Annotated in this window: 21 protein-coding genes; 6 read left to right on the top strand and 15 right to left on the bottom strand. The window is 56.7% G+C overall.

Translation table 11 applies throughout. The annotated features are described in order from the left end of the window. Window position 1: 1 nt before the first annotated feature. The 9 genes from DBY73_RS04195 to DBY73_RS04235 form a co-directional block, all read right to left on the bottom strand. A complete protein-coding gene (locus DBY73_RS04195; protein ID WP_112009948.1) occupies window positions 2–1,069 on the bottom strand; it encodes an oxidoreductase in 1,068 nt (355 codons plus the stop codon). Continuing rightward, window positions 1,062–1,829, bottom strand: a complete 768-nt coding sequence (locus DBY73_RS04200; protein ID WP_112009949.1) for a DeoR/GlpR family DNA-binding transcription regulator — start codon at window positions 1,827–1,829, stop codon at window positions 1,062–1,064. The genes DBY73_RS04195 and DBY73_RS04200 overlap by 8 nt, the downstream gene beginning before the upstream one ends. 189 nt (window positions 1,830–2,018) lie before the next feature. Then, a complete protein-coding gene (locus DBY73_RS04205; protein WP_112009950.1) occupies window positions 2,019–2,297 on the bottom strand; it encodes a biofilm development regulator YmgB/AriR family protein in 279 nt (92 codons plus the stop codon). 25 nt (window positions 2,298–2,322) lie between these two features. Then, window positions 2,323–2,664, bottom strand: a complete 342-nt coding sequence (locus DBY73_RS04210; RefSeq protein ID WP_258458367.1) for a hypothetical protein — start codon at window positions 2,662–2,664, stop codon at window positions 2,323–2,325. 76 nt (window positions 2,665–2,740) lie between these two features. Then, a complete protein-coding gene (ycgZ, locus tag DBY73_RS04215; protein ID WP_112009951.1) occupies window positions 2,741–2,980 on the bottom strand; it encodes a regulatory protein YcgZ in 240 nt (79 codons plus the stop codon). 227 nt (window positions 2,981–3,207) lie between these two features. Then, window positions 3,208–3,480 (bottom strand): CsbD family protein, encoded by a 273-nt coding sequence (locus DBY73_RS04220; RefSeq protein ID WP_112009952.1) that lies wholly within the window; start codon window positions 3,478–3,480, stop codon window positions 3,208–3,210. A 193-nt stretch (window positions 3,481–3,673) separates the two neighbouring features. After that, window positions 3,674–3,898: a hypothetical protein gene (locus tag DBY73_RS04225; protein ID WP_112009953.1), complete on the bottom strand. Its 225-nt coding sequence runs from the start codon at window positions 3,896–3,898 to the stop codon at window positions 3,674–3,676. Then, window positions 3,898–4,380 carry a DUF2778 domain-containing protein gene (locus tag DBY73_RS04230; RefSeq protein ID WP_112009954.1) on the bottom strand — a complete coding sequence of 161 codons (483 nt, stop codon included), beginning with the start codon at window positions 4,378–4,380 and terminating at the stop codon, window positions 3,898–3,900. Before DBY73_RS04230 ends, DBY73_RS04225 begins: the two co-directional genes overlap by 1 nt. Beyond that, a complete protein-coding gene (locus DBY73_RS04235) occupies window positions 4,380–4,862 on the bottom strand; it encodes an Hcp family type VI secretion system effector (protein WP_112009955.1) in 483 nt (160 codons plus the stop codon). The genes DBY73_RS04230 and DBY73_RS04235 overlap by 1 nt, the downstream gene beginning before the upstream one ends. 228 nt (window positions 4,863–5,090) lie before the next feature. On the opposite strand from DBY73_RS04235, the gene DBY73_RS04240 reads away from it, so the two are divergent. The 3 genes from DBY73_RS04240 (at window position 5,091) to DBY73_RS04250 (ending at window position 8,367) form a co-directional block, all read left to right on the top strand. Next, a complete protein-coding gene (locus DBY73_RS04240) occupies window positions 5,091–5,366 on the top strand; it encodes a metal/formaldehyde-sensitive transcriptional repressor (protein WP_003857256.1) in 276 nt (91 codons plus the stop codon). 30 nt (window positions 5,367–5,396) lie between these two features. After that, the gene (locus DBY73_RS04245) at window positions 5,397–6,515 is read left to right on the top strand and encodes an S-(hydroxymethyl)glutathione dehydrogenase/class III alcohol dehydrogenase (protein ID WP_112009956.1); all 1,119 of its coding nucleotides are present in this window, start codon (window positions 5,397–5,399) and stop codon (window positions 6,513–6,515) included. Window positions 6,516–6,675: 160 nt separating this feature from the next. After that, window positions 6,676–8,367 (top strand): methyl-accepting chemotaxis protein, encoded by a 1,692-nt coding sequence (locus DBY73_RS04250; protein ID WP_112009957.1) that lies wholly within the window; start codon window positions 6,676–6,678, stop codon window positions 8,365–8,367. A 104-nt stretch (window positions 8,368–8,471) separates the two neighbouring features. On the opposite strand, the gene DBY73_RS04255 is transcribed toward DBY73_RS04250, so the two are convergent. The 4 genes from DBY73_RS04255 to DBY73_RS04270 all read right to left on the bottom strand — a co-directional run bounded on the left by DBY73_RS04255 (window position 8,472) and on the right by DBY73_RS04270 (window position 13,551). Further along, the gene (locus DBY73_RS04255; RefSeq protein ID WP_112009958.1) at window positions 8,472–10,856 is read right to left on the bottom strand and encodes a glucose/quinate/shikimate family membrane-bound PQQ-dependent dehydrogenase; all 2,385 of its coding nucleotides are present in this window, start codon (window positions 10,854–10,856) and stop codon (window positions 8,472–8,474) included. Between the two features lie 268 nt (window positions 10,857–11,124). After that, on the bottom strand, window positions 11,125–12,048 hold the full coding sequence (locus DBY73_RS04260; protein WP_112009959.1) for a LysR substrate-binding domain-containing protein: 924 nt from the start codon (window positions 12,046–12,048) through the stop codon (window positions 11,125–11,127). A 177-nt stretch (window positions 12,049–12,225) separates the two neighbouring features. After that, window positions 12,226–13,110 (bottom strand): SDR family oxidoreductase, encoded by an 885-nt coding sequence (locus DBY73_RS04265; protein WP_112009960.1) that lies wholly within the window; start codon window positions 13,108–13,110, stop codon window positions 12,226–12,228. A 51-nt stretch (window positions 13,111–13,161) separates the two neighbouring features. After that, on the bottom strand, window positions 13,162–13,551 hold the full coding sequence (locus DBY73_RS04270) for a YdeI family stress tolerance OB fold protein (protein ID WP_112009961.1): 390 nt from the start codon (window positions 13,549–13,551) through the stop codon (window positions 13,162–13,164). Between the two features lie 139 nt (window positions 13,552–13,690). Here DBY73_RS04270 and DBY73_RS04275 point away from each other — a divergent pair, with 139 nt between their 5' ends. Genes DBY73_RS04275 through DBY73_RS04285 form a run of 3 tightly spaced genes read left to right on the top strand, consistent with a single transcriptional unit; the run spans window position 13,691 to window position 15,180 of the window. Next, on the top strand, window positions 13,691–14,194 hold the full coding sequence (locus DBY73_RS04275; protein ID WP_112010156.1) for a hypothetical protein: 504 nt from the start codon (window positions 13,691–13,693) through the stop codon (window positions 14,192–14,194). Between the two features lie 9 nt (window positions 14,195–14,203). Beyond that, window positions 14,204–14,650 carry a YetF domain-containing protein gene (locus DBY73_RS04280; RefSeq protein ID WP_112009962.1) on the top strand — a complete coding sequence of 149 codons (447 nt, stop codon included), beginning with the start codon at window positions 14,204–14,206 and terminating at the stop codon, window positions 14,648–14,650. 11 nt (window positions 14,651–14,661) lie between these two features. After that, on the top strand, window positions 14,662–15,180 hold the full coding sequence (locus tag DBY73_RS04285) for a 2-oxo-tetronate isomerase (RefSeq protein ID WP_112009963.1): 519 nt from the start codon (window positions 14,662–14,664) through the stop codon (window positions 15,178–15,180). A gap of 35 nt (window positions 15,181–15,215) precedes the next feature. Here the strand turns inward: DBY73_RS04285 and cydB are convergent, their stop codons facing one another. After that, the gene (cydB, locus tag DBY73_RS04290) at window positions 15,216–16,226 is read right to left on the bottom strand and encodes a cytochrome d ubiquinol oxidase subunit II (protein WP_112009964.1); all 1,011 of its coding nucleotides are present in this window, start codon (window positions 16,224–16,226) and stop codon (window positions 15,216–15,218) included. Beyond that, window positions 16,226–17,629 (bottom strand): cytochrome ubiquinol oxidase subunit I, encoded by a 1,404-nt coding sequence (locus DBY73_RS04295; RefSeq protein WP_112009965.1) that lies wholly within the window; start codon window positions 17,627–17,629, stop codon window positions 16,226–16,228. Before DBY73_RS04295 ends, cydB begins: the two co-directional genes overlap by 1 nt. Window positions 17,630–17,652 lie beyond the last annotated feature (23 nt).

The raw sequence follows: 17,652 nt of genomic DNA on the forward strand, positions 1-17,652 counted from the left end.
CTTATTGAAGCTGCGCGCGCTCCTCCGCCGTGAGTTCAAGCGCCCGGGTTGAGCCGGTTTCGGAGGACGTTACCGCCGCTTCCAGAACCGCCATCACTGCGAGGGCCTCGACCGGATGCACCGGATTATCGATTTTTCCGTTCAGGGCATCGCGCACGTTAACGTAGTACTGGCGCTGATCGCCGTTTGGCGTGGGCAGCTTGCTGGCTTCACCCTGCGCGTTAAACAGCACCATATCGTCATCGTCTTCTCCCCAGCTTTCGCTTCCTGGAACAACGCCCGCCAGCAGTTGCGCTTCCTGGCGATCGATGCGCGCCTTCACCACGCTTGCCTTGTCGCCGTGAACGGTAAAGCGAGAGACGCCCCCGGCAACCAGCATGCTGCAGTGGAGAACCACCTTATGCTCCGGGTAATTCAGCACTACGTGCGCCCAGTCGTTGATTTCCGCGCCGTCGCGCAGCGTGGCGATGTTGCCCTGCACCGACTGTGGCAGGCCGAACAGCTGTAGCGTCTGGTCAATCATGTGCGGACCGAGATCGAACCACAGCCCGCTGCCCGGCACGTTTTGCTCTCTCCAGCGCACGCGAACCTCCGGGCGGAAGCGATCGATATGCGACTCAAAGTGCTTAACCTTGCCGAGCGTGCCGTGCTCAATGGTTTGCTTAATGCCGAGAAAATCGCTGTCCCAGCGCCGGTTGTGGAACACGGAAAGGAGAAGCTGCTTTTCGTCTGCGAGCGCGATCAGATCGCGCGCTTCCTGCATGTCGAGGGTAAAGGGTTTGTCCACCACGACGTGTTTGCCCGCGTTCAGGGCCAGCGTTGCCAGCGGCGCATGGGTGGCGTTCGGGGAGGCAATCACCACCAGGTCTACGTCCGGGTGCTGAATGGCCTCTTCAGGGGTTGCCACGACAATCGCGTTCGGAACGTCGCGCTTAACCTTTTCCTCATCACGGGAGGAAACCACCGCCAGCGTAAGCCCGTCAACGGACTGGATCAGCGGGGCATGGAAGGTCTTGCCCACAAATCCATACCCGATCAGCGCAACGTTTATCGTCTTCTCTTTATTCATGATCTTCTCCAGGTGATGACGCATCTGCCACGGTGACGTGCAGGGCGCTATTGTCCCCAAGCTCTGCCCAGGGACGATCTAAAAACAGCTGTTGTATATCCGCCAGCCCGGAAACCAGATACGGCTCGCAGTGGTTTAGCTTCAAGTGGTCCGCGACGATCCAGCGCTCGCGGCTGGCGGCCAGCATGGCCCGCTTGACGTCCGCATCGGCCTCTTTGCTGGCGCTGAGGCCCAGCTCGGCGTGAATGGCGCACGCGCCGAGAATGGCAATATCCGCCCGATAGCGCGACAGGAGCGAAAGCGTTGCGCTTCCGGCAAACAGGCGCTGCTGCGGGTCCCAGTTGCCGCCGAGCAGGATCAGCTCGATGTCCTCCCGATCGCTAAAGAGCTGCGCAATATCGAGCGAGGTGGTGATTGCCGTCAGCGGCCCTTTGAGGTGCCCGGCAACCGCCAGCACCGTACTGCCCGCGTCCAGAAACAGCGTTGAACCGGCAGGAACGCACTCCGCGACCCGTTTTCCCAACAGCTGTTTCGTCTGCGGCAGCAGGACGCTGCGGCCCTGGCGCGTCATGGCGGAAAGGTTGAGCGCGATCGCTCCGCCGTGGTTCTTCTGGGCTAAGCCTTCCTTTTCCAGGTCGGTCAAATCGCGGCGGATGGTGTCAGCAGAAACCTGCATCCTTTCTGCAAGCTCTGCGATGCTGGCCTGACCCTGTTCGGTCAGAATATCGAGCACGTACTTTTGTCGGGCGGTTTTGTGCATGGGAAAAAAATCCTGCAAAATATTGCAATAGTACGCATATTACAGCAAAAGGAGAAAAAGGAAATGCGTCCTTCTGCGGGCAGGGTTGTACAACGTTTGGTTGACGGGAGGGCTATAGAGGCGCTAAAGGGGGCCGAGTGGCCCCCTTTTTAACGTGCAGCGTTTTGGCTGGTGGTGGTCAACAGGCGGTTAGATGTCGTCTCGGGTGAAGCCCACCACGATTTCAAGCGTGTTGCGGATGACGTCGCAGGCTTCAGGCTCTGGGGTAATTTCCAGCGCGTGGATCAACTGCAAAATGATCTCTTTGTTGGAGAGGTTGTCTCCGCAAAGCAAGATGCAGCGTATTGCTGAACCCAGCACTTCCGCCTCATCGCTGAGATTCTTCCCGGCGTTCTGGAAAAACTCGGCCAGACCCTTGTCATGCAGTGCCTCAAAAATGTAATTCTGCTGTGTACTGACTTTTTCCATGTTGGCGCACCGTGTTAGTTGGAGTTCAATGCTTTTTATTCGGAGAATGGTGAGGCTCGTGATGTAACATCGAACGCACCCTGGAGACGTCATAGTCACCAATGACGCGCCCCCGATCCTGCGACACGCCCGTAATTCGCTCGCGCACTTCATTCTCTGCCGCAATCAATGCATCTTTTCTTTCTGGATTGGTTTCTGCCCGGGCCATCACCAGAAGGCGTGCGGCCAGGGATGAGAAGGTGATAGGACCGTTTTCTTTCAAAATGGACAGCACCGCCTCACCAATCAAATCATCTTTCAGTCGTTCGAATTTAGTTCTATGCATAGCTTTAATCTCACTCTGCTCCAGCGTAACGGCCTGAAGCATGTTGTTGGTCGCGCGATGATAAGAATATTTCTTCAGCTCAACGAAACCAACTCAGTAAGCTAAAAATCAGACTCGCTTACCGGGCGAAGAAAAGAGCGATCAGGCCGTTGTAATGAGCCTTCTCATCATCGCAGGATGATTCTTCAATGCGACGCAGCAGCTTTGTACAAATTGTCATTCGGCTCAGGGGGAGGTTTTCTTTGATGATCTCGCTAACAATCAACCCAAGCGTTTCCTGCTGTCCTGGAATGTTGTTCTTATTAAAATACAACGTGATAGCGTTCTCTGCTGGCGTTGGATTGTGATTGCGACGCATTGTTTACCCACCGTTTCTTGAACATTTGTGTAACATCGATGTGTTAGAATCTATACCAATAATCGAAATCTGTACATCAAAAATGTACAACTATTTTTCAAATGAACAAAAATGTTCACCACAATGCGACGAACGCAGTGGCGGGCTGGGTCAGAGTGAGGGAGGCTAAAAAAAGAGTGAGGAAGGGTAGAGCAAGGCAGATTAATCAGGCCCCGAAGGGCCTGAAACTACTTACGGCCCAACAGCAGGCCGAGAACAACGCCAACCGCACCGGCGGCAATCAGGCCGGAAAGCGGATTGTTTCTTACGGCTTCAGTAACGTCCGAAACCGCATCGCTGGCCTGCGCCGCGTATTTACGCGCTGCGCCTTTAACCTGATGTTTAGGTGAGTCCACAAAATCACCAAACTGCTGCTGAGCAGATCCTGCGAGCTCATCGAGCTTGTTTTTGGCCTTATCGCCAGCGTATTCCGCATTTTTATCAGCGTCGAAATCAGTCATAACTTCCTCCTTTTGTAGTCAGTTTAAGAATAGACTGCATTTGACGGTTCGGGGCCAGACGGGAGGAAAAGGGCGGTTTTTCGGATATGTCTCTTTGCGCTTAGGGCAGTGTGAAGGGAAAAAGTAAGGGTCGATAAAACCGTTGTTAGCCAATAGCGGAGCAAATAGCGGGCAGACCCGCTGCCCGCCTGAATTATTTACGCAACAGTAAAAATGCACAGAACGTGGACGCGCTGGCAACGCTAATTGCTATAGCGAAAAAACAGTACAAAACAAAATCCATTACCCGCTCATCCCCGTAAAACCCAAAGTACTCCGCCATAGCATATTGTGTTTCAGGGGGCACGAATCTGTAGAGAGAGAGCATCGTCAGGAAGGTTACTGCAAGCCACAATAAAACCAGGAACATGATTTTCATTAGTACACCTGCACAACGCCATGCGCAATCATGAAATTACCAAGGTACATTCCACCCGTTCGAAGCAGGGCGGAGGCGAGAATGTGAAAATCACTCTGGCTGTACAAGGTAATACATCCCTTACTCAGTCCCGATGGCCCAATCGGATGGAGCCGAAATTCACCGCGCCTGACGCTATCAATAAATGTCTCGTCATTTATTGACCCATCATCGCGGTACAATGAAAACCATTCACTTCGATTTGAACCTGTAAAGAACGCGTTAACGCTGTCTTTTGTTTGAGTAAACCAACCGCCGCGTTCCCGCAAAAGAATATAGTAGCGGCCAGGCGGAAGGGGGCCGATGTTCGGAACATTCGCGCTGTCAGGGTCATTCGTCGCGCTGCCATTACCAGAGAATGCAGGGAAATACCCTGTACACGGTACAGCCAGTGTTCCATATTTTCCGCCATTCAGATGGAAATAGCATTGCAGAAGATTCATCAGCGGTCGTTCCAGGAATCTTTGAAAATTATATTACCGTCGCAATGTTTCCACGTGATTTTTTCGTAACGTAGCGAGATATTTTCTAGATGATTATGCTTTTCCGTTGCCGGGTTTTTTACGTCATGCATTAACGGACAAATCGTGACGACTTTTACGTCCTCAAGCAGCATATTGAAGTATTCCACTTCCTGGCCCGCGTCGTTAATTTTGTACCACTTAAACTCAGCGGAGCTGAGCGTTTGGCCCGTTGCGACAGCTTTATAGAGATAGGGGCTTGCGCTATCAAACTCCTTTTCAAATACCAGGGCGCTGTGGACGCGCGTGCCCGTAATTTTCCCGGTGTTATTGTCAGTAGGGAGATGCAGACCATGTCCAAACCCCAACACTTCGATACTTCCTTCACGATCCTTTACGTCTACTGCGCCTATAATGTCTGCACCACCGTCGTCCTTCAGCCATAAATATGCGCGTATTGCCATTCTAAAACTCCTTTTTTAAATAAAAACGCCACCCACTAAACGCTTCCCGAAGAGATATATTTTTACCTTTCGTGTTATATTAAATAGATATAAATCAGTCTGTTAGGATAATCATTCAGAATGGTTTTTGCCCTGGCGGCCCTCGGCTGTCAGCACAGCCAAACCAGAAAGGTTTACACCCTTGGCATAAATATTTACTATACCCCCCTACAGTATCAGGAGGCGCGTATGCCACACTCACCCGAAGATAAAAAACGTATTCTGACCCGCGTTCGCCGCATACGCGGGCAGGTTGATGCGCTTGAGCGCGCGCTGGAGTCCGGCGATCCGTGCCTGGCTATCCTGCAACAAATCGCTGCAGTTCGCGGGGCCGCCAACGGCCTGATGGGCGAAATGGTTGAAATTCATCTCAAAGACGAGCTGGTGACGGGGGAGACAACCCCGGATCAGCGGGCGGTACGGATGGCAGAAGTCGGCCATTTGCTGCGCTCTTATCTAAAATAAATCCACAGACATCACATAAGGGAAGTCATTATGAAATCACGCGCAGCCGTTGCGTTTGGCCCAGGCCAGCCGTTAAAAATCGTTGAAATCGACGTCGCGCCGCCGAAAAAGGGCGAAGTGCTGATAAAAATTACCCACACCGGCGTGTGCCACACCGATGCGTTTACCCTCTCCGGTGACGATCCGGAAGGCGTATTCCCGGCGGTGCTTGGCCACGAAGGCGGCGGTATCGTGATGGAAGTCGGCGAGGGCGTAACCAGCCTGAAGCCAGGCGACCACGTGATCCCGCTGTACACCGCCGAATGCGGCGAATGTAAGTTCTGTAAATCCGGCAAAACCAACCTTTGCCAGGCGGTTCGCGCCACCCAGGGCAAAGGCCTGATGCCGGACGGCACCACCCGCTTCTCGTACAACGGCGAGCCTATTTACCACTACATGGGCACCAGTACCTTCAGCGAATACACCGTCTGCGCGGAAATCTCGCTGGCGAAAGTTAACCCGCAGGCGCCGCTGGACAAAGTCTGCCTGCTGGGCTGCGGCGTGACGACCGGCATCGGCGCGGTACACAACACGGCGAAGGTCAAAGAGGGCGATACCGTGGCGGTGTTTGGCCTCGGCGGGATTGGCCTGGCGGTCATCCAGGGGGCGGTGCAGGTGAAGGCCGGCCGCATCATTGCGGTGGATACCAACCCGGAGAAATTCATCCTGGCCGGCGAAATGGGCGCCACCGACTTCATCAATCCGAAAGACTACGATAAGCCGGTTCAGGACGTGATTGTTGAACTGACCGACGGCGGCGTTGACTTTAGCTTTGAGTGTATCGGCAACGTGAACGTTATGCGCTCGGCGCTGGAGTGCTGCCACAAGGGCTGGGGCGAAAGCATCATCATCGGCGTCGCGGGCGCGGGCCAGGAGATCAAAACCCGCCCGTTCCAGCTGGTGACCGGGCGCGTGTGGCGCGGTTCAGCCTTCGGCGGCGTGAAGGGACGCACCCAGCTGCCGGGCATGGTGGAGGATGCAATGGTCGGCAAAATTCAGCTCGATCCGTTCATCACCCACCGCCTGCCGCTGGAGCAGATCAACGAGGCGTTCGATCTGATGCACGAAGGCAAATCCATTCGTACCGTGATTCACTTCGGCGATAAGTAACGCTTCTGCCAGCGGTTTTTGCCGCTGGCGTTTTCGCAACAATCTTCTCTAAAGTGTGACCTGCCTTGCGCTTTTAGCCGTAAGCAAATCTTCAGCCGTGCCGATGACTCTTTTACAGGCGTGTTTTTGCGCATCTTACCTATAAAGAGAGTCGACGGTCATGGACAACACAACAACGATGCAGGCGAAGCGCACGCTGAGCTTCCTGCATCATATCCGGCTGGTTCCGCTGTTTTCCTCCATTCTCGGTGGCATTATTCTGCTGTTTGCCTTGAGCTCCGGCCTGGCGGGGTACTTCCTGCTGCAGGCGGATACCGATCAGCAGGACGTTACGTCTGAAATTCAGGTGCGCATGGGGCTGTCGAACAGCTCTAACCATCTCCGCACGGCGCGCATCAACCTGATCCACGCGGGTGCCGCGAGCCGTATCGCCGAAATGGACGCGATGAAGCAAAACATCCGTGAGGCGGAAACGCGCATTAAGCAGTCGCAGGACAGCTTTACTGCCTACATGAACCGCAGCGTGCGCACGCCTGCGGATGGAGCCCTGGACGCGGATTTAAAGGCGCGCTACGACGCCTATATCGCCGGGCTGCAGCCGATGCTCAAGTTTGCCAAAAACGGCATGTTTGAGGCCATCATCAATCACGAAAATGAATCCGCCCGCCCGCTGGACGATGCCTACAACGCCGTGCTGCTGAAGGCGATTAAGATCCGCACCGACCGGGCCAGCGCGCTGACGACCCTCGCGCATAAACGCACGCAGCTTGGGCTAGGGTTCATGGTCGGCGCGTTCGTGCTGGCGCTGCTGCTGACGGCGATGACCTTCGTCGTGCTGCGCAGGACGGTGATACACCCTCTGCAGCGCGCGGCAAAACGCATCGAAAACATCGCCAAAGGCGACCTGACGATGCCGGACGATGCGGCAGGCCGCAGCGAAATTGGCCGCCTGACGCGCGACCTGCAAACCATGCAGCATTCGCTGGCGAACACCGTAGGCACCGTGCGCCAGGGCGCCGAGGAGATCTACCGCGGCACCAGCGAGATCTCGGCGGGCAATACCGACCTCTCTTCACGCACCGAGCAGCAGGCCGCGGCGATTGAGCAGACCGCCGCGAGCATGGAGCAGCTGACGGCGACGGTGAAGCAGAACGCCGATAACGCGCACCATGCCAGCAAGCTGGCGGAGGATGCCTCCGGCAAGGCGAGCCGCGGCGGCCAGATGGTCTCCGGCGTGGTAAAAACCATGGGCAACATCTCCAGCAGCTCGAAGAAAATCTCTGAAATTACCGCGGTGATTAACAGCATCGCGTTCCAGACCAACATTCTGGCGCTGAACGCCGCCGTAGAGGCCGCGCGCGCGGGAGAACAGGGGCGCGGATTCGCCGTGGTCGCAAGCGAGGTCCGCACGCTGGCCAGCCGCAGCGCCAACGCGGCGAAGGAGATTGAGGGCCTGATTAACGAGTCCGTCACCCTGATCGACCAGGGCTCGGGCGAAGTCGTGGCGGCAGGCAACACCATGAACGAAATCGTCGACGCCGTGAAGCGCGTCACCGATATCATGCTGGAGATTGCGGCGGCCTCCGACGAGCAGAGCCGCGGCATTGTGCAGGTGAGCCAGGCCATTTCCGAGATGGATAAAGTGACGCAGCAGAACGCCTCGCTGGTGGAAGAGGCTTCCGCGGCAGCGGCGTCTCTGGAAGAACAGGGCGCGCGCCTGACGGAGGCGGTGGGCGCGTTTCGCTTAGGCGGCGCGAAGCCGAACCGCGCTCCGGCATCTGCGCCTGTCTTGCAGAGTGCAGCGCTACGCCCTGCGGCGGCAGTTTCCGGGGAGAATTGGGAGACGTTTTGAGCCTTTAGCAGGTGTCGGGTGGCGCTGCGCTTACCCGACCTACAGCATCAAGCCTGTAAGCCCGCGTAAGGGCAAAAAAAAGGGACCTTTCGGTCCCTTTTGCTTTATTTCTTATCGGGTAACGCGTACGCGATGATGTAATCACCGCGGTCCGGCGACTGGCGCGCGCCGCCGGCGTTGATGATGATGTACTGCTTGCCGGTTTTCGGCGAAACGTAGGTCATCGGGCCGGACTGGCTGCCCACCGGCAGACGGTCTTTCCAGATCTCTTTCCCGGTCGCGGTATCGAACGCGCGCAGGTAGAAATCCTGCGTGCCGGCGAAGAACAGCAGGCCGGACTGCGTAGAAAGCGACGCACCGAGGGTTGGCATGCCGATTGGGATCGGCATGTGCATGCGGATCCCCAGCGGACCGGTGTCTTCAACGGTACCGACCGGAACCTGCCACACCAGCTTGCCTGACTTCAGGTCAACGGCTGACATCGTGCCGAACGGCGGCTTCTGGCACGGAATGCCCAGCGGAGACAGGAAGCGCTCGCGCATGGCGCCGAACGGCGTACCGTCCATCGGCACAATGCCCATCTCGATGCCGCTGGCGTCCTTCGCCACGTTAGCGCGAGGAACCATGTAGTTTGCCAGGCCCAGGCGCATGTCGTTCACGAACATTAGGCCGTTGTTCGGGTCAACCGACACGCTGCCCCAGTTCATCCCGCCGAGAGAGCCGGGGAACTGCAGCGAGCGGTCCAGGCCCGGTGGCGTAAAGATGCCCTGATGGCGCATCTCTTTAAACTGAATGCGGCACAGCAGAAGATCGACAGGCGTCGCGCCCCACATGTCGGATTCGGTCAGCGTCTGGTTGCCGATCATCGGCATGCCGACGGAATACGGCTGGGTAGGGGAATAGCGCTCGCCTTCGACGTTACCGACGGGAACGGGGCGCTCTTCCACTTTCGCAACCGGCTTGCCGGTTTCGCGGTTGAGCATGAAGATCATGCCCTGCTTGCTGGTCTGGACCAGCACCGGCGTGGTGCCGCCCTTACCGTCAGGCAGGTCGTACAGCAGCGGCTGGGACGGCAGGTCGAAGTCCCACAGGTCGTGGTGCGTCGTCTGGAAGTGCCAGCGTACCTTGCCGGTGGTGGCATCTACCGCCACCACGGAGGAGCTGTATTTATCGTCCAGCGCGGTGCGCTCACCGGCCCAGAAGTCAGGCGTGGCGTTACCGGTCGGGAGATAGATCAGGTTCAGCTTTGCGTCGTAAGACATGGCCGACCAGACGTTTGGCGTACCGCGCGTATAGGTTTGCCCTTCAGGCGGCAGGCCGGTCAGGTTCGGGTTGCCCGGGTCCCACGCCCACGCCAGCTTCCCGGAGTGAACGTCGTAGGCGCGAACCACGCCCGGCGGTTCGCCGGTAGAGAAGTTATCCGCCACGCGTCCGCCGACCACCACCACATTGCCCGCCACCAGCGGCGTTGAGGTCTGCTGGTAGTAGCCCGGCTTGATTTCACCCATCCCGACGCTCAGATCGACAGTGCCGCGATCGCCAAAGTCTTCGCAGACCTTGCCGTTATCGGCATTGATGGCAATCAGGCGGGCATCGGTCGTCGGCAGGAACAGGCGGCGCGGACAGGCCGCAGGCTGCGTCGCTTCCTGTGACGTTGTCACGTTCTGGTGCTCTTCATAATAGCCGAGGCCGCGGCAGCGCTGCCAGTTTGGCGCGGTGGCTTTTGAGTCGTAACGCCATTTCTCTTTGCCGGAATCCACGTCCAGCGCCAGCACCTTGCTGTACGGCGTGCACACGTAAAGCGTATCGCCTACCTGAAGCGGGGTGTTTTGATCTTCCGCGCCGGAACCGTTGCTCTGGGGGATGTCTCCCGTGTGCGCAACCCAGGCGACCTTGAGATCATTCACGTTTTGCTTGTTGATCTGATCGAGCGCGGCGAAGCGATCGCCGTGGGTGGTGTTGCCCCAGTGCTCCCAGTTCTTTTGCTCTTCGCCAGGGGCGACGGGCTTAACCGGAACCGCTTCGTTCGCCGCGACCAGCGTCTGCGGCTTAAACATCCAGCCCAGGCTTGCCAGCATGGCGACGGCCAGCACGGCCGCCACCCCGAACGCAGGGGCTTTGGCGACGGGCGCACCGCGCTGTGCCGCGCGCAGATAAGGCCAGACGAGGGCGCAAAGGAACGCCAGCACCGCAAGGGTAAACAGGCGTGAGAAAAGCGGCCAGAAGTCCCAGCCCGCGTCGCTCACCGCCCAGAACAGCGAGGCGATAAACGCCACGGCGTAAAGCACGATACCGCTGGTGCGGTTGAGGAAAATCAGGACGGCGGAAACCACCATCACGATGCCTACGATCAGGAAGTACCAGCTTCCGCCTACGGTGGCGAGCTTGAGGCCCAATCCACCTATAGCCAGACCGATGATTGCCATCAGTCCGGCGAGGAGCCACTGAAGGACCCGAGGGGCCCCGCGCGGCGCACTGCCATTAGCCATTTCTGTCTCCTTAAATACTCACGTCTTTTCCGGTCCGTGCGGCGTGTACCAAATGGATAAATCATGACGAGAGAAATGTTGTTTTATGCCGAATTGCTGCGTTGGATTCACCTTTTTGGATATTATTGCGAACCATGTGGTGAATGCGCATATCATAAAACTGTTAAATTGTTTTACGCAATTGTTAATGAGTGATTTCGCATTTAATGATTAGCGCATGGGACGTTCCCCTCACCCCTTTGGGGGGGAGAGGGTCAGGGGATGAGATTCAGGCGGGCATGGATTTACGAATGGCGCTGAGCAGGGCCTGCGCGCCCGACGAGAGCGGCGCATCCACGCGCGTGAGAATGCCGATAGGCTCGCCGGCTCCGGGCGAGGCCACGGGAAGCGCCGTTAGCGTGCCGTGGCGCAGATCGTCTTTGACCGCACCGGACGGCACGAACCAGACGTAGTCATAGTCGACGGTGAGCTGGCGAGAAAGCGAGGCCGAGAGGGTTTCAATGCAGCCGGACGGCAGCGTGCAGCCCTGAAGCTGCAGGAGTGCTTCCGCGTTGTCCCGCGGTACGGTGCCTTTCGGAGACACCACAACCGGCCACTCCATCACGCGGCTCAGGGTCACGGTGTCGTGCAGCAGCGGGTGATTAGGGCGTACAACCAGCTTAAGCGATTCGAGGAACAGCAGCTCGTAGCTGAGGCCGGTCATGAGCTCCGGGTCCGACATACGGCCGATTCCCAGATCCAGCTCGCCGGACTTCAGGCCCGCCAGCAGCATGGTGTTATTCATCGTGGCGACCTGCAGGGTGGTCTCTTTTTGCTGCTTGTGGAACTGGCCGATTACGGCTGGCAAAATGCCCAGCGCCGCCGTCGGCAGCGCGCCGATGCGGACAATGTCGTTCGCCTGCGGCTCTTTGCGGTTCAGCGCCTGGCCCGCCGTGTTCAGCGCGTCGAGCACTTTTACCGCATGCGTCAGGAACTGTTCGCCAACAAGGGTAAGCTGCGCGCCGAGGCGGCCGCGGTCGAACAGGCGAGTTCCGGTAAGCTGCTCCAGCTCGTTGAGGGTTTTGGAGAGCGCAGGCTGGCTCAGGTTAAGGGTTTCAGCCGCACGCCCCAGCGTTCCCTGTTGGGCGACGGCCACAAAAGTATGCAAATGGCGCAAGCGTATGCGCTGACTGAACAGACCATTTTTTTCCATAGGCGATGTTAAAAACAGAGCGATGCGGGTGACAAGTGAAGTTGTTTAATTTTGATAACCAGATAGCAAAATATTTTTAACATTTGATCTGTTTGAGTTACAACATTTTTTTCAACGGCGGGGTAATGAACGTCCTTGTTCATTTACTGCTCATTGCGGGGGAGAATCACTTTCCCGTTAGATCACGCCGTCACCGCCGTCAGAACACCACACCTGGCCTGACGCAAATGAACATTCATCCGAGGCCAGCGTAACGTAAAGCGGGGCAATCTCGACGGGTTGACCCGGGCGTCCCAGCGGGGTGTCGCCGCCAAACTCCTTCACTTTTTCCATCGGCTGACCGCCGCTTGGCTGCAGAACCGTCCAGTAAGGGCCAGGTGCTAACGCATTAACGCGAATACCTTTCGGGCCCAGCTGTTTGGCTAAGGATTTGGTAAACACGGCCAGACAGGCCTTGGTCTGGGCGTAGTCCAGGAGACCGGCGCTGGGCTTCACCGCCTGAACGGAGGAGGTATTAATGATAACCGAGGACGCTTTCAGGTGGCGCAACGCCGCCTTTGTGATCCAGAAGGGGGCGTAGACGTTAGTTTTAAACGTGGCGTCAAAGTCTTCTGTGGTCAGCTCTTCCAGGGATTCACGGTACTGCTGACGGCCTGCGTTATTGATCAGAATATCCAGTCCGCCCAGCTGAGAGACGGCTTCCTGTACCAACTTCGTACAGAAGGTTTCGTCCCGGATATCTCCCGGCAGCGCGACGGCGTTGCGTCCTTCCGCTTTGATCAGGTCAATGACCTCTGCGGCGTCTTTTTCCTCTTCCGGCAGGTAGTTGATGGCGACGTCGGCCCCTTCGAGGGCATAGGCGATGGCTACCGCGCGGCCAATACCCGAGTCGCCGCCGGTAATCAGCGCTTTTTTCCCTGCGAGGCGACCGTGTCCTTTGTAGCTATTTTCCCCGTGGTCAGGGACGGGTTGCATTTCTGACGCCAGCCCCGGCGGCGATTGTGGCTGCTCCGGGAAAGGGGGTTGCGGATAAGCGTTCTTACGTTGTGTAGTATCACTCATAGCTGACTCCTTAAGCCTTGATGGATAGTTGCAGCGTTAACGCTTTAGCGATCATTTTTGTAAACGATCGACACGAACGACGACAGGCGAGGATTTTTTGTCAAGTGAACCATTGATACCGATCATCTGGTCGGGTTTTACCATTCTGCCATCGAAGATTGCCTGCGGAATAATAACGTCGATTTTTCCGGTTTTATCCTGAAAAACATATTTATCGCCGTTACCCTCAGTAAGATTACCGCGCAATGAAATAGTCGCACCATCGTGCATTTCTTTTGCCTGTTCGATGGTCATCATTCGCGCGTCTTCGGTTCCACGATATCCACTATCCAGCGCGTGCGGCGGCGGCGGTGCGTCACCCTTTTGTAGGCCGCCGTTATTATCGGCCCAGGCGGCAGGAACCAGAAATATCAGTAAAGCGGAAACGGGAGCTAATTTCATTTGCTATCCTTTATTTTATCATGCCTTGACTTGTTAAGTATTGTTGCTATTCCTTTATGTGGCAAATGTAATAAGTCCTAAAAGCATTCGCGTTAAAAATCAAAAATATCGGATAATAAGCGAAACGGTGACGATGGCCATGAAACGTGAAAATCAAAAGCTGCCCGGGGTAGATGAAAGTTATCGCTTGCTGTCGTTTGAATACGCGTTTCGTCAGGTAGGTTTTATTGTACTGCTGGGTATTATCATCGCGGCGATCGCTGGTCTGTTTTCACGCGGGTGGATAAGCGATACGGTCAGGAAAAATTCCGCTGCATCACTGAGCATAAACTATGAACGCTTCGGGCGGCGTGAGACCGAGACGCGGATGGCGCTGGCGTTCCCGGTGAAAACAGAGGGGAAGTATGTTCTTAGTATGACCAGCGAGAGCAGCGATGTTTACGAGCCTGGCAGCGTCTGGCCGCAGCCGGACGCCATGTTTAGCCGCGGAAATACCCTCTATTTTGTTTATAACAGCCTTAAAAAGTCAGACAGCTTCTCCATACTACTCTTCACGACACCGTCCAGAGCCGGTAAATGGCACACGATCCTCCGCGTCAACGACGAGCCGGAAATTAACATCTGGCAATTTATCTACCCCTAGGAGGCTGATATGGATATGGTCTTTCGTGCGTTGGCTATTTACCTTTTCCTTGTCGTGGTGTTTAAAGTGGCCGGGCGGCGGGCGCTGCTGCAGATGACCAGCTTCGATCTCATCCTTCTTTTGATAATTAGTGAGGCCACGCAGCAGGCGCTTCTGGGACAAGATTTTTCCGTCACCGGTGCGATGGTTACCATTACCACGCTCGTGGTGGTGGACATTATATTTGGCCTTATGAAGAAATATTTTTCCCCGGTGGAGAATATTCTTGATGGAACCCCTGTCATTCTGGTTGAGAACGGCGTACCTGCAGCCGATAAACTTAAAAAAGTCGATGTATCCTGTGAGGATATACTGGTGTCCGCGCGCCAGAATAACGGCATTACGGAGATGAGTGAGATCAAATATGCCATACTTGAACGTAATGGGCATATTTCGATCATTCCCTTCGAGAAATAAGAGGCGGCAAGATGAGCAATCTTTTTCACGACAGTCATTATACCGTCAGTGAATTAACGAAAACGCTGGCGAGTAAATTAACCGATGCCGGGCTGCGCTTGACCACGGCGGAATCCTGCACCGGTGGAAAACTTTCGGTGGCGCTCTGCGCTGAAGAGAACACGGCCGATTTCTATGACGTTGGACTGGTTGTGTTCAGCGACGAGGCCAAATCGCGGATCCTCGGCGTTAGTCCTGAAACGCTGGCGCGCTATACCGCCGTCAGTGAGCGGACGGTGACCGAGATGGCCGCCAGCATCCGCGACATCGCTCAGGCGGATCTTAGCATTGCCATTAGCGGATATGCGGGCCCGGAAGGGGGCGACGATGGCACGGCGGCTGGGACCGTCTGCTTTGGCTGGAACATACGCGGCGAATCGCAAACCCGCACCGTTCTTTTCTCCGGCGACTGTCAGGACGTCGTGGAAAAAGCGGTCCATTATTCGCTGGCCGAGCTGGTGACAATTCTGTCGGAACGCCCTCTCAGCTGAGCTCACGCGAAGGCGGCAAGGCTGCCATTCCGTCCTCAGTGATAGCCCTCCGTATCAGACACTTTGCCCCGGAAAACGTAGTAGCTCCAGGCGGTATAGACCAGGATGACGGGAATAATCAGTAATGTCCCAACCAGCATAAACAGCTGGCTGGCTGGCGGAGCCGCGGCCTCCCATAGCGTGATGCGCGGAGGAATAATGTTCGGCCACAGGCTGATACCCAGGCCGCTAAACCCGAGGAAGATCAGCCCCAGCGTTAGCAGGAAGGGGCGTGAATGGCTATCCGGATTGCGCGTCAGCCGCCAGATCAGCACGGTAAAAAGCCCAACCAGCAGGGGAACAGGCAGGAACCAGAAGAAGTTGGGCAAGGTAAACCAGCGATCGGCCACGTACTGCCAGCCAAGCGGCGTCCAGACGCTGACCACCGCGATAACCATCACCAGCGCCAGCAGCACGTGGCGGGTCAGCTCGCGCATGCGGGCCTGCAGCGAGCCTTCGCTTTTCATAATCAGCCACGTGGTGCCCAGCAGGGTATAGGCCACGACCAGCCCGACACCGCAGAAAAGATTGAAGGGCGTCAGCCAGTCAAGCGCAGAGCCCACAAACCGTCGCCCCTCCACGTCAAAGCCGTTGATTACCGCGCCAACGACGATCCCCTGGCTAAAGGTGGCGAGCAGCGAGCCGCCGGCAAATGAATAATCCCAGAATTTGCGGTGCGACGGCGTTGCCTTAAAGCGAAACTCGAACGCCACGCCGCGGAAAATGAGCCCGATCAGCATCGCGGTAAGGGGAATCGTCAGCGCATCAATAATCACCGCATAGGCCAGCGGAAAAGCGCCGAACAACCCCGCGCCGCCGAGGACCAGCCAGGTTTCGTTGCCGTCCCACACGGGCGCCACGCTGTTGACCATCACATCGCGCTCTCTGGCATCGCCTACGAAGTTAAACAGCAGACCGATGCCCAAATCAAAGCCATCCATGATGATATACATCAGCGTGGCAAAGACGATGATGGCAAACCAGACCACAGCGATATCGACGCCCATCAGATCCTCTCCTCTTCAGGAACAGACTCAGCGGCAGAAAGCGGACGGGCAGGGGTGCCCGAGGTGTTTGACGTCAGCGTATCGACGGGCTGCGGCCCTTTCTTGATCAGCCGGATGAGGTACACATAGCCCACGCCAAACACCGACGAGTAGACAACGAAGAAGGCCAGCAGGCTGATGCTCATCTGCAGGGTACTGTGGAGTGATACCGCGTCGAGGGTGCGCAGGTAGCCATAGACGACCCACGGCTGACGGCCGACTTCGGTGGTCACCCAGCCGGCAAGCAGCGCCAGCAGCCCGGCAGGCCCCATGCAGAGGGCAAACCAGTGGAACGGGCGCGAGTGGTAAAGCCGCTGGCGATAGCGCAGCCAGACGCTGAGCAAACCGAGGGTTATCATCAGCAGGCCCATGCCGACCATAATGCGGAATGACCAGAAAACGATGGTCGAGTTTGGGCGATCTTCTTTCGGGAAATCCTTCAGCGCCGGAACCTGTTTATCCAGGCTATGCGTCAGGATCAGGCTGCCGAGCGCGGGGATCGCCAGGCCGTATTTGGTGCGCTCCTCTTCCATATCCGGCAGGCCAAACAGCAGCAGCGGGGTGGCCTCGCCGGGCGGATTTTCCCAGTGCCCCTCAATGGCGGCAATTTTAGCGGGCTGATGCTCCAGCGTGTTCAGGCCGTGCATATCGCCGACCACTGCCTGAACAGGGGCCACCAGCAGCGCCATCCACATCGCCATAGAAAACATGGTGCGGATGGCCGGGGTATCGTTACCGCGCAGCAGGTGCCATGCCCCCGACGCGCCGACAAACAGCGCGCTGCTCAGAAACGCGGCAATGGCCATATGAATGAGGCGGTACGGGAATGAGGGGTTAAATACGATCGCCAGCCAGTCCTGCGGAATGACCTGCCCGTTCTCGATAGTGAAACCCTGCGGCGTATGCATCCAGCTGTTCGAGGCGAGGATCCAGAAGGTCGACATCAGCGTGCCGAGCGCCACCATACAGGTGGAAAAGAAGTGTAGCCCCGGGCCAACTTTGTTCCAGCCGAACATCATGACGCCGAGGAAACCTGCTTCGAGGAAAAAGGCGGTAAGGACTTCGTAGGTGAGCAGCGGGCCGGTGATACTGCCCGCAAACTGGGAAAAGCCGCTCCAGTTGGTGCCAAACTGGTACGCCATGACCAGCCCGGACACCACGCCCATGCCGAAATTAACGGCGAATATCTTAAGCCAGAAGTGATACAGCGAACGCCAGACGTCGTTTTTGGTGCGTAGCCACATCCCCTCAAGCACCACCAGATAGCTGGCAAGCCCAATGGTGATGGCAGGGAAGAGAATGTGGAAAGAGACGGTAAAGGCGAACTGAATTCTGGCCAGATGAAACGCGTCGAGTTCGAACATGGGCCATGCCTCATATAAGGAAA

Source organism: Enterobacter sp. RIT418, assembly GCF_003057745.1.
In the GTDB taxonomy this organism is placed as follows: domain Bacteria; phylum Pseudomonadota; class Gammaproteobacteria; order Enterobacterales; family Enterobacteriaceae; genus Enterobacter.

Bases quoted from the DNA above. Each gene is read 5' to 3' on its own strand.
- DBY73_RS04195 (WP_112009948.1), bottom strand. From the start codon at position 1,069: ATGAATAAAGAGAAGACGATAAACGTTGCGCTGATCGGGTATGGATTT.
- DBY73_RS04200 (WP_112009949.1), bottom strand. From the start codon at position 1,829: ATGCACAAAACCGCCCGACAAAAGTACGTGCTCGATATTCTGACCGAA.
- DBY73_RS04205 (WP_112009950.1), bottom strand. From the start codon at position 2,297: ATGGAAAAAGTCAGTACACAGCAGAATTACATTTTTGAGGCACTGCAT.
- DBY73_RS04210 (WP_258458367.1), bottom strand. From the start codon at position 2,664: ATGCTTCAGGCCGTTACGCTGGAGCAGAGTGAGATTAAAGCTATGCAT.
- ycgZ (WP_112009951.1), bottom strand. From the start codon at position 2,980: ATGCGTCGCAATCACAATCCAACGCCAGCAGAGAACGCTATCACGTTG.
- DBY73_RS04220 (WP_112009952.1), bottom strand. From the start codon at position 3,480: ATGACTGATTTCGACGCTGATAAAAATGCGGAATACGCTGGCGATAAG.
- DBY73_RS04225 (WP_112009953.1), bottom strand. From the start codon at position 3,898: ATGAAAATCATGTTCCTGGTTTTATTGTGGCTTGCAGTAACCTTCCTG.
- DBY73_RS04230 (WP_112009954.1), bottom strand. From the start codon at position 4,380: ATGAATCTTCTGCAATGCTATTTCCATCTGAATGGCGGAAAATATGGA.
- DBY73_RS04235 (WP_112009955.1), bottom strand. From the start codon at position 4,862: ATGGCAATACGCGCATATTTATGGCTGAAGGACGACGGTGGTGCAGAC.
- DBY73_RS04240 (WP_003857256.1), top strand. From the start codon at position 5,091: ATGCCACACTCACCCGAAGATAAAAAACGTATTCTGACCCGCGTTCGC.
- DBY73_RS04245 (WP_112009956.1), top strand. From the start codon at position 5,397: ATGAAATCACGCGCAGCCGTTGCGTTTGGCCCAGGCCAGCCGTTAAAA.
- DBY73_RS04250 (WP_112009957.1), top strand. From the start codon at position 6,676: ATGGACAACACAACAACGATGCAGGCGAAGCGCACGCTGAGCTTCCTG.
- DBY73_RS04255 (WP_112009958.1), bottom strand. From the start codon at position 10,856: ATGGCTAATGGCAGTGCGCCGCGCGGGGCCCCTCGGGTCCTTCAGTGG.
- DBY73_RS04260 (WP_112009959.1), bottom strand. From the start codon at position 12,048: ATGGAAAAAAATGGTCTGTTCAGTCAGCGCATACGCTTGCGCCATTTG.
- DBY73_RS04265 (WP_112009960.1), bottom strand. From the start codon at position 13,110: ATGAGTGATACTACACAACGTAAGAACGCTTATCCGCAACCCCCTTTC.
- DBY73_RS04270 (WP_112009961.1), bottom strand. From the start codon at position 13,551: ATGAAATTAGCTCCCGTTTCCGCTTTACTGATATTTCTGGTTCCTGCC.
- DBY73_RS04275 (WP_112010156.1), top strand. From the start codon at position 13,691: ATGAAACGTGAAAATCAAAAGCTGCCCGGGGTAGATGAAAGTTATCGC.
- DBY73_RS04280 (WP_112009962.1), top strand. From the start codon at position 14,204: ATGGATATGGTCTTTCGTGCGTTGGCTATTTACCTTTTCCTTGTCGTG.
- DBY73_RS04285 (WP_112009963.1), top strand. From the start codon at position 14,662: ATGAGCAATCTTTTTCACGACAGTCATTATACCGTCAGTGAATTAACG.
- cydB (WP_112009964.1), bottom strand. From the start codon at position 16,226: ATGGGCGTCGATATCGCTGTGGTCTGGTTTGCCATCATCGTCTTTGCC.
- DBY73_RS04295 (WP_112009965.1), bottom strand. From the start codon at position 17,629: ATGTTCGAACTCGACGCGTTTCATCTGGCCAGAATTCAGTTCGCCTTT.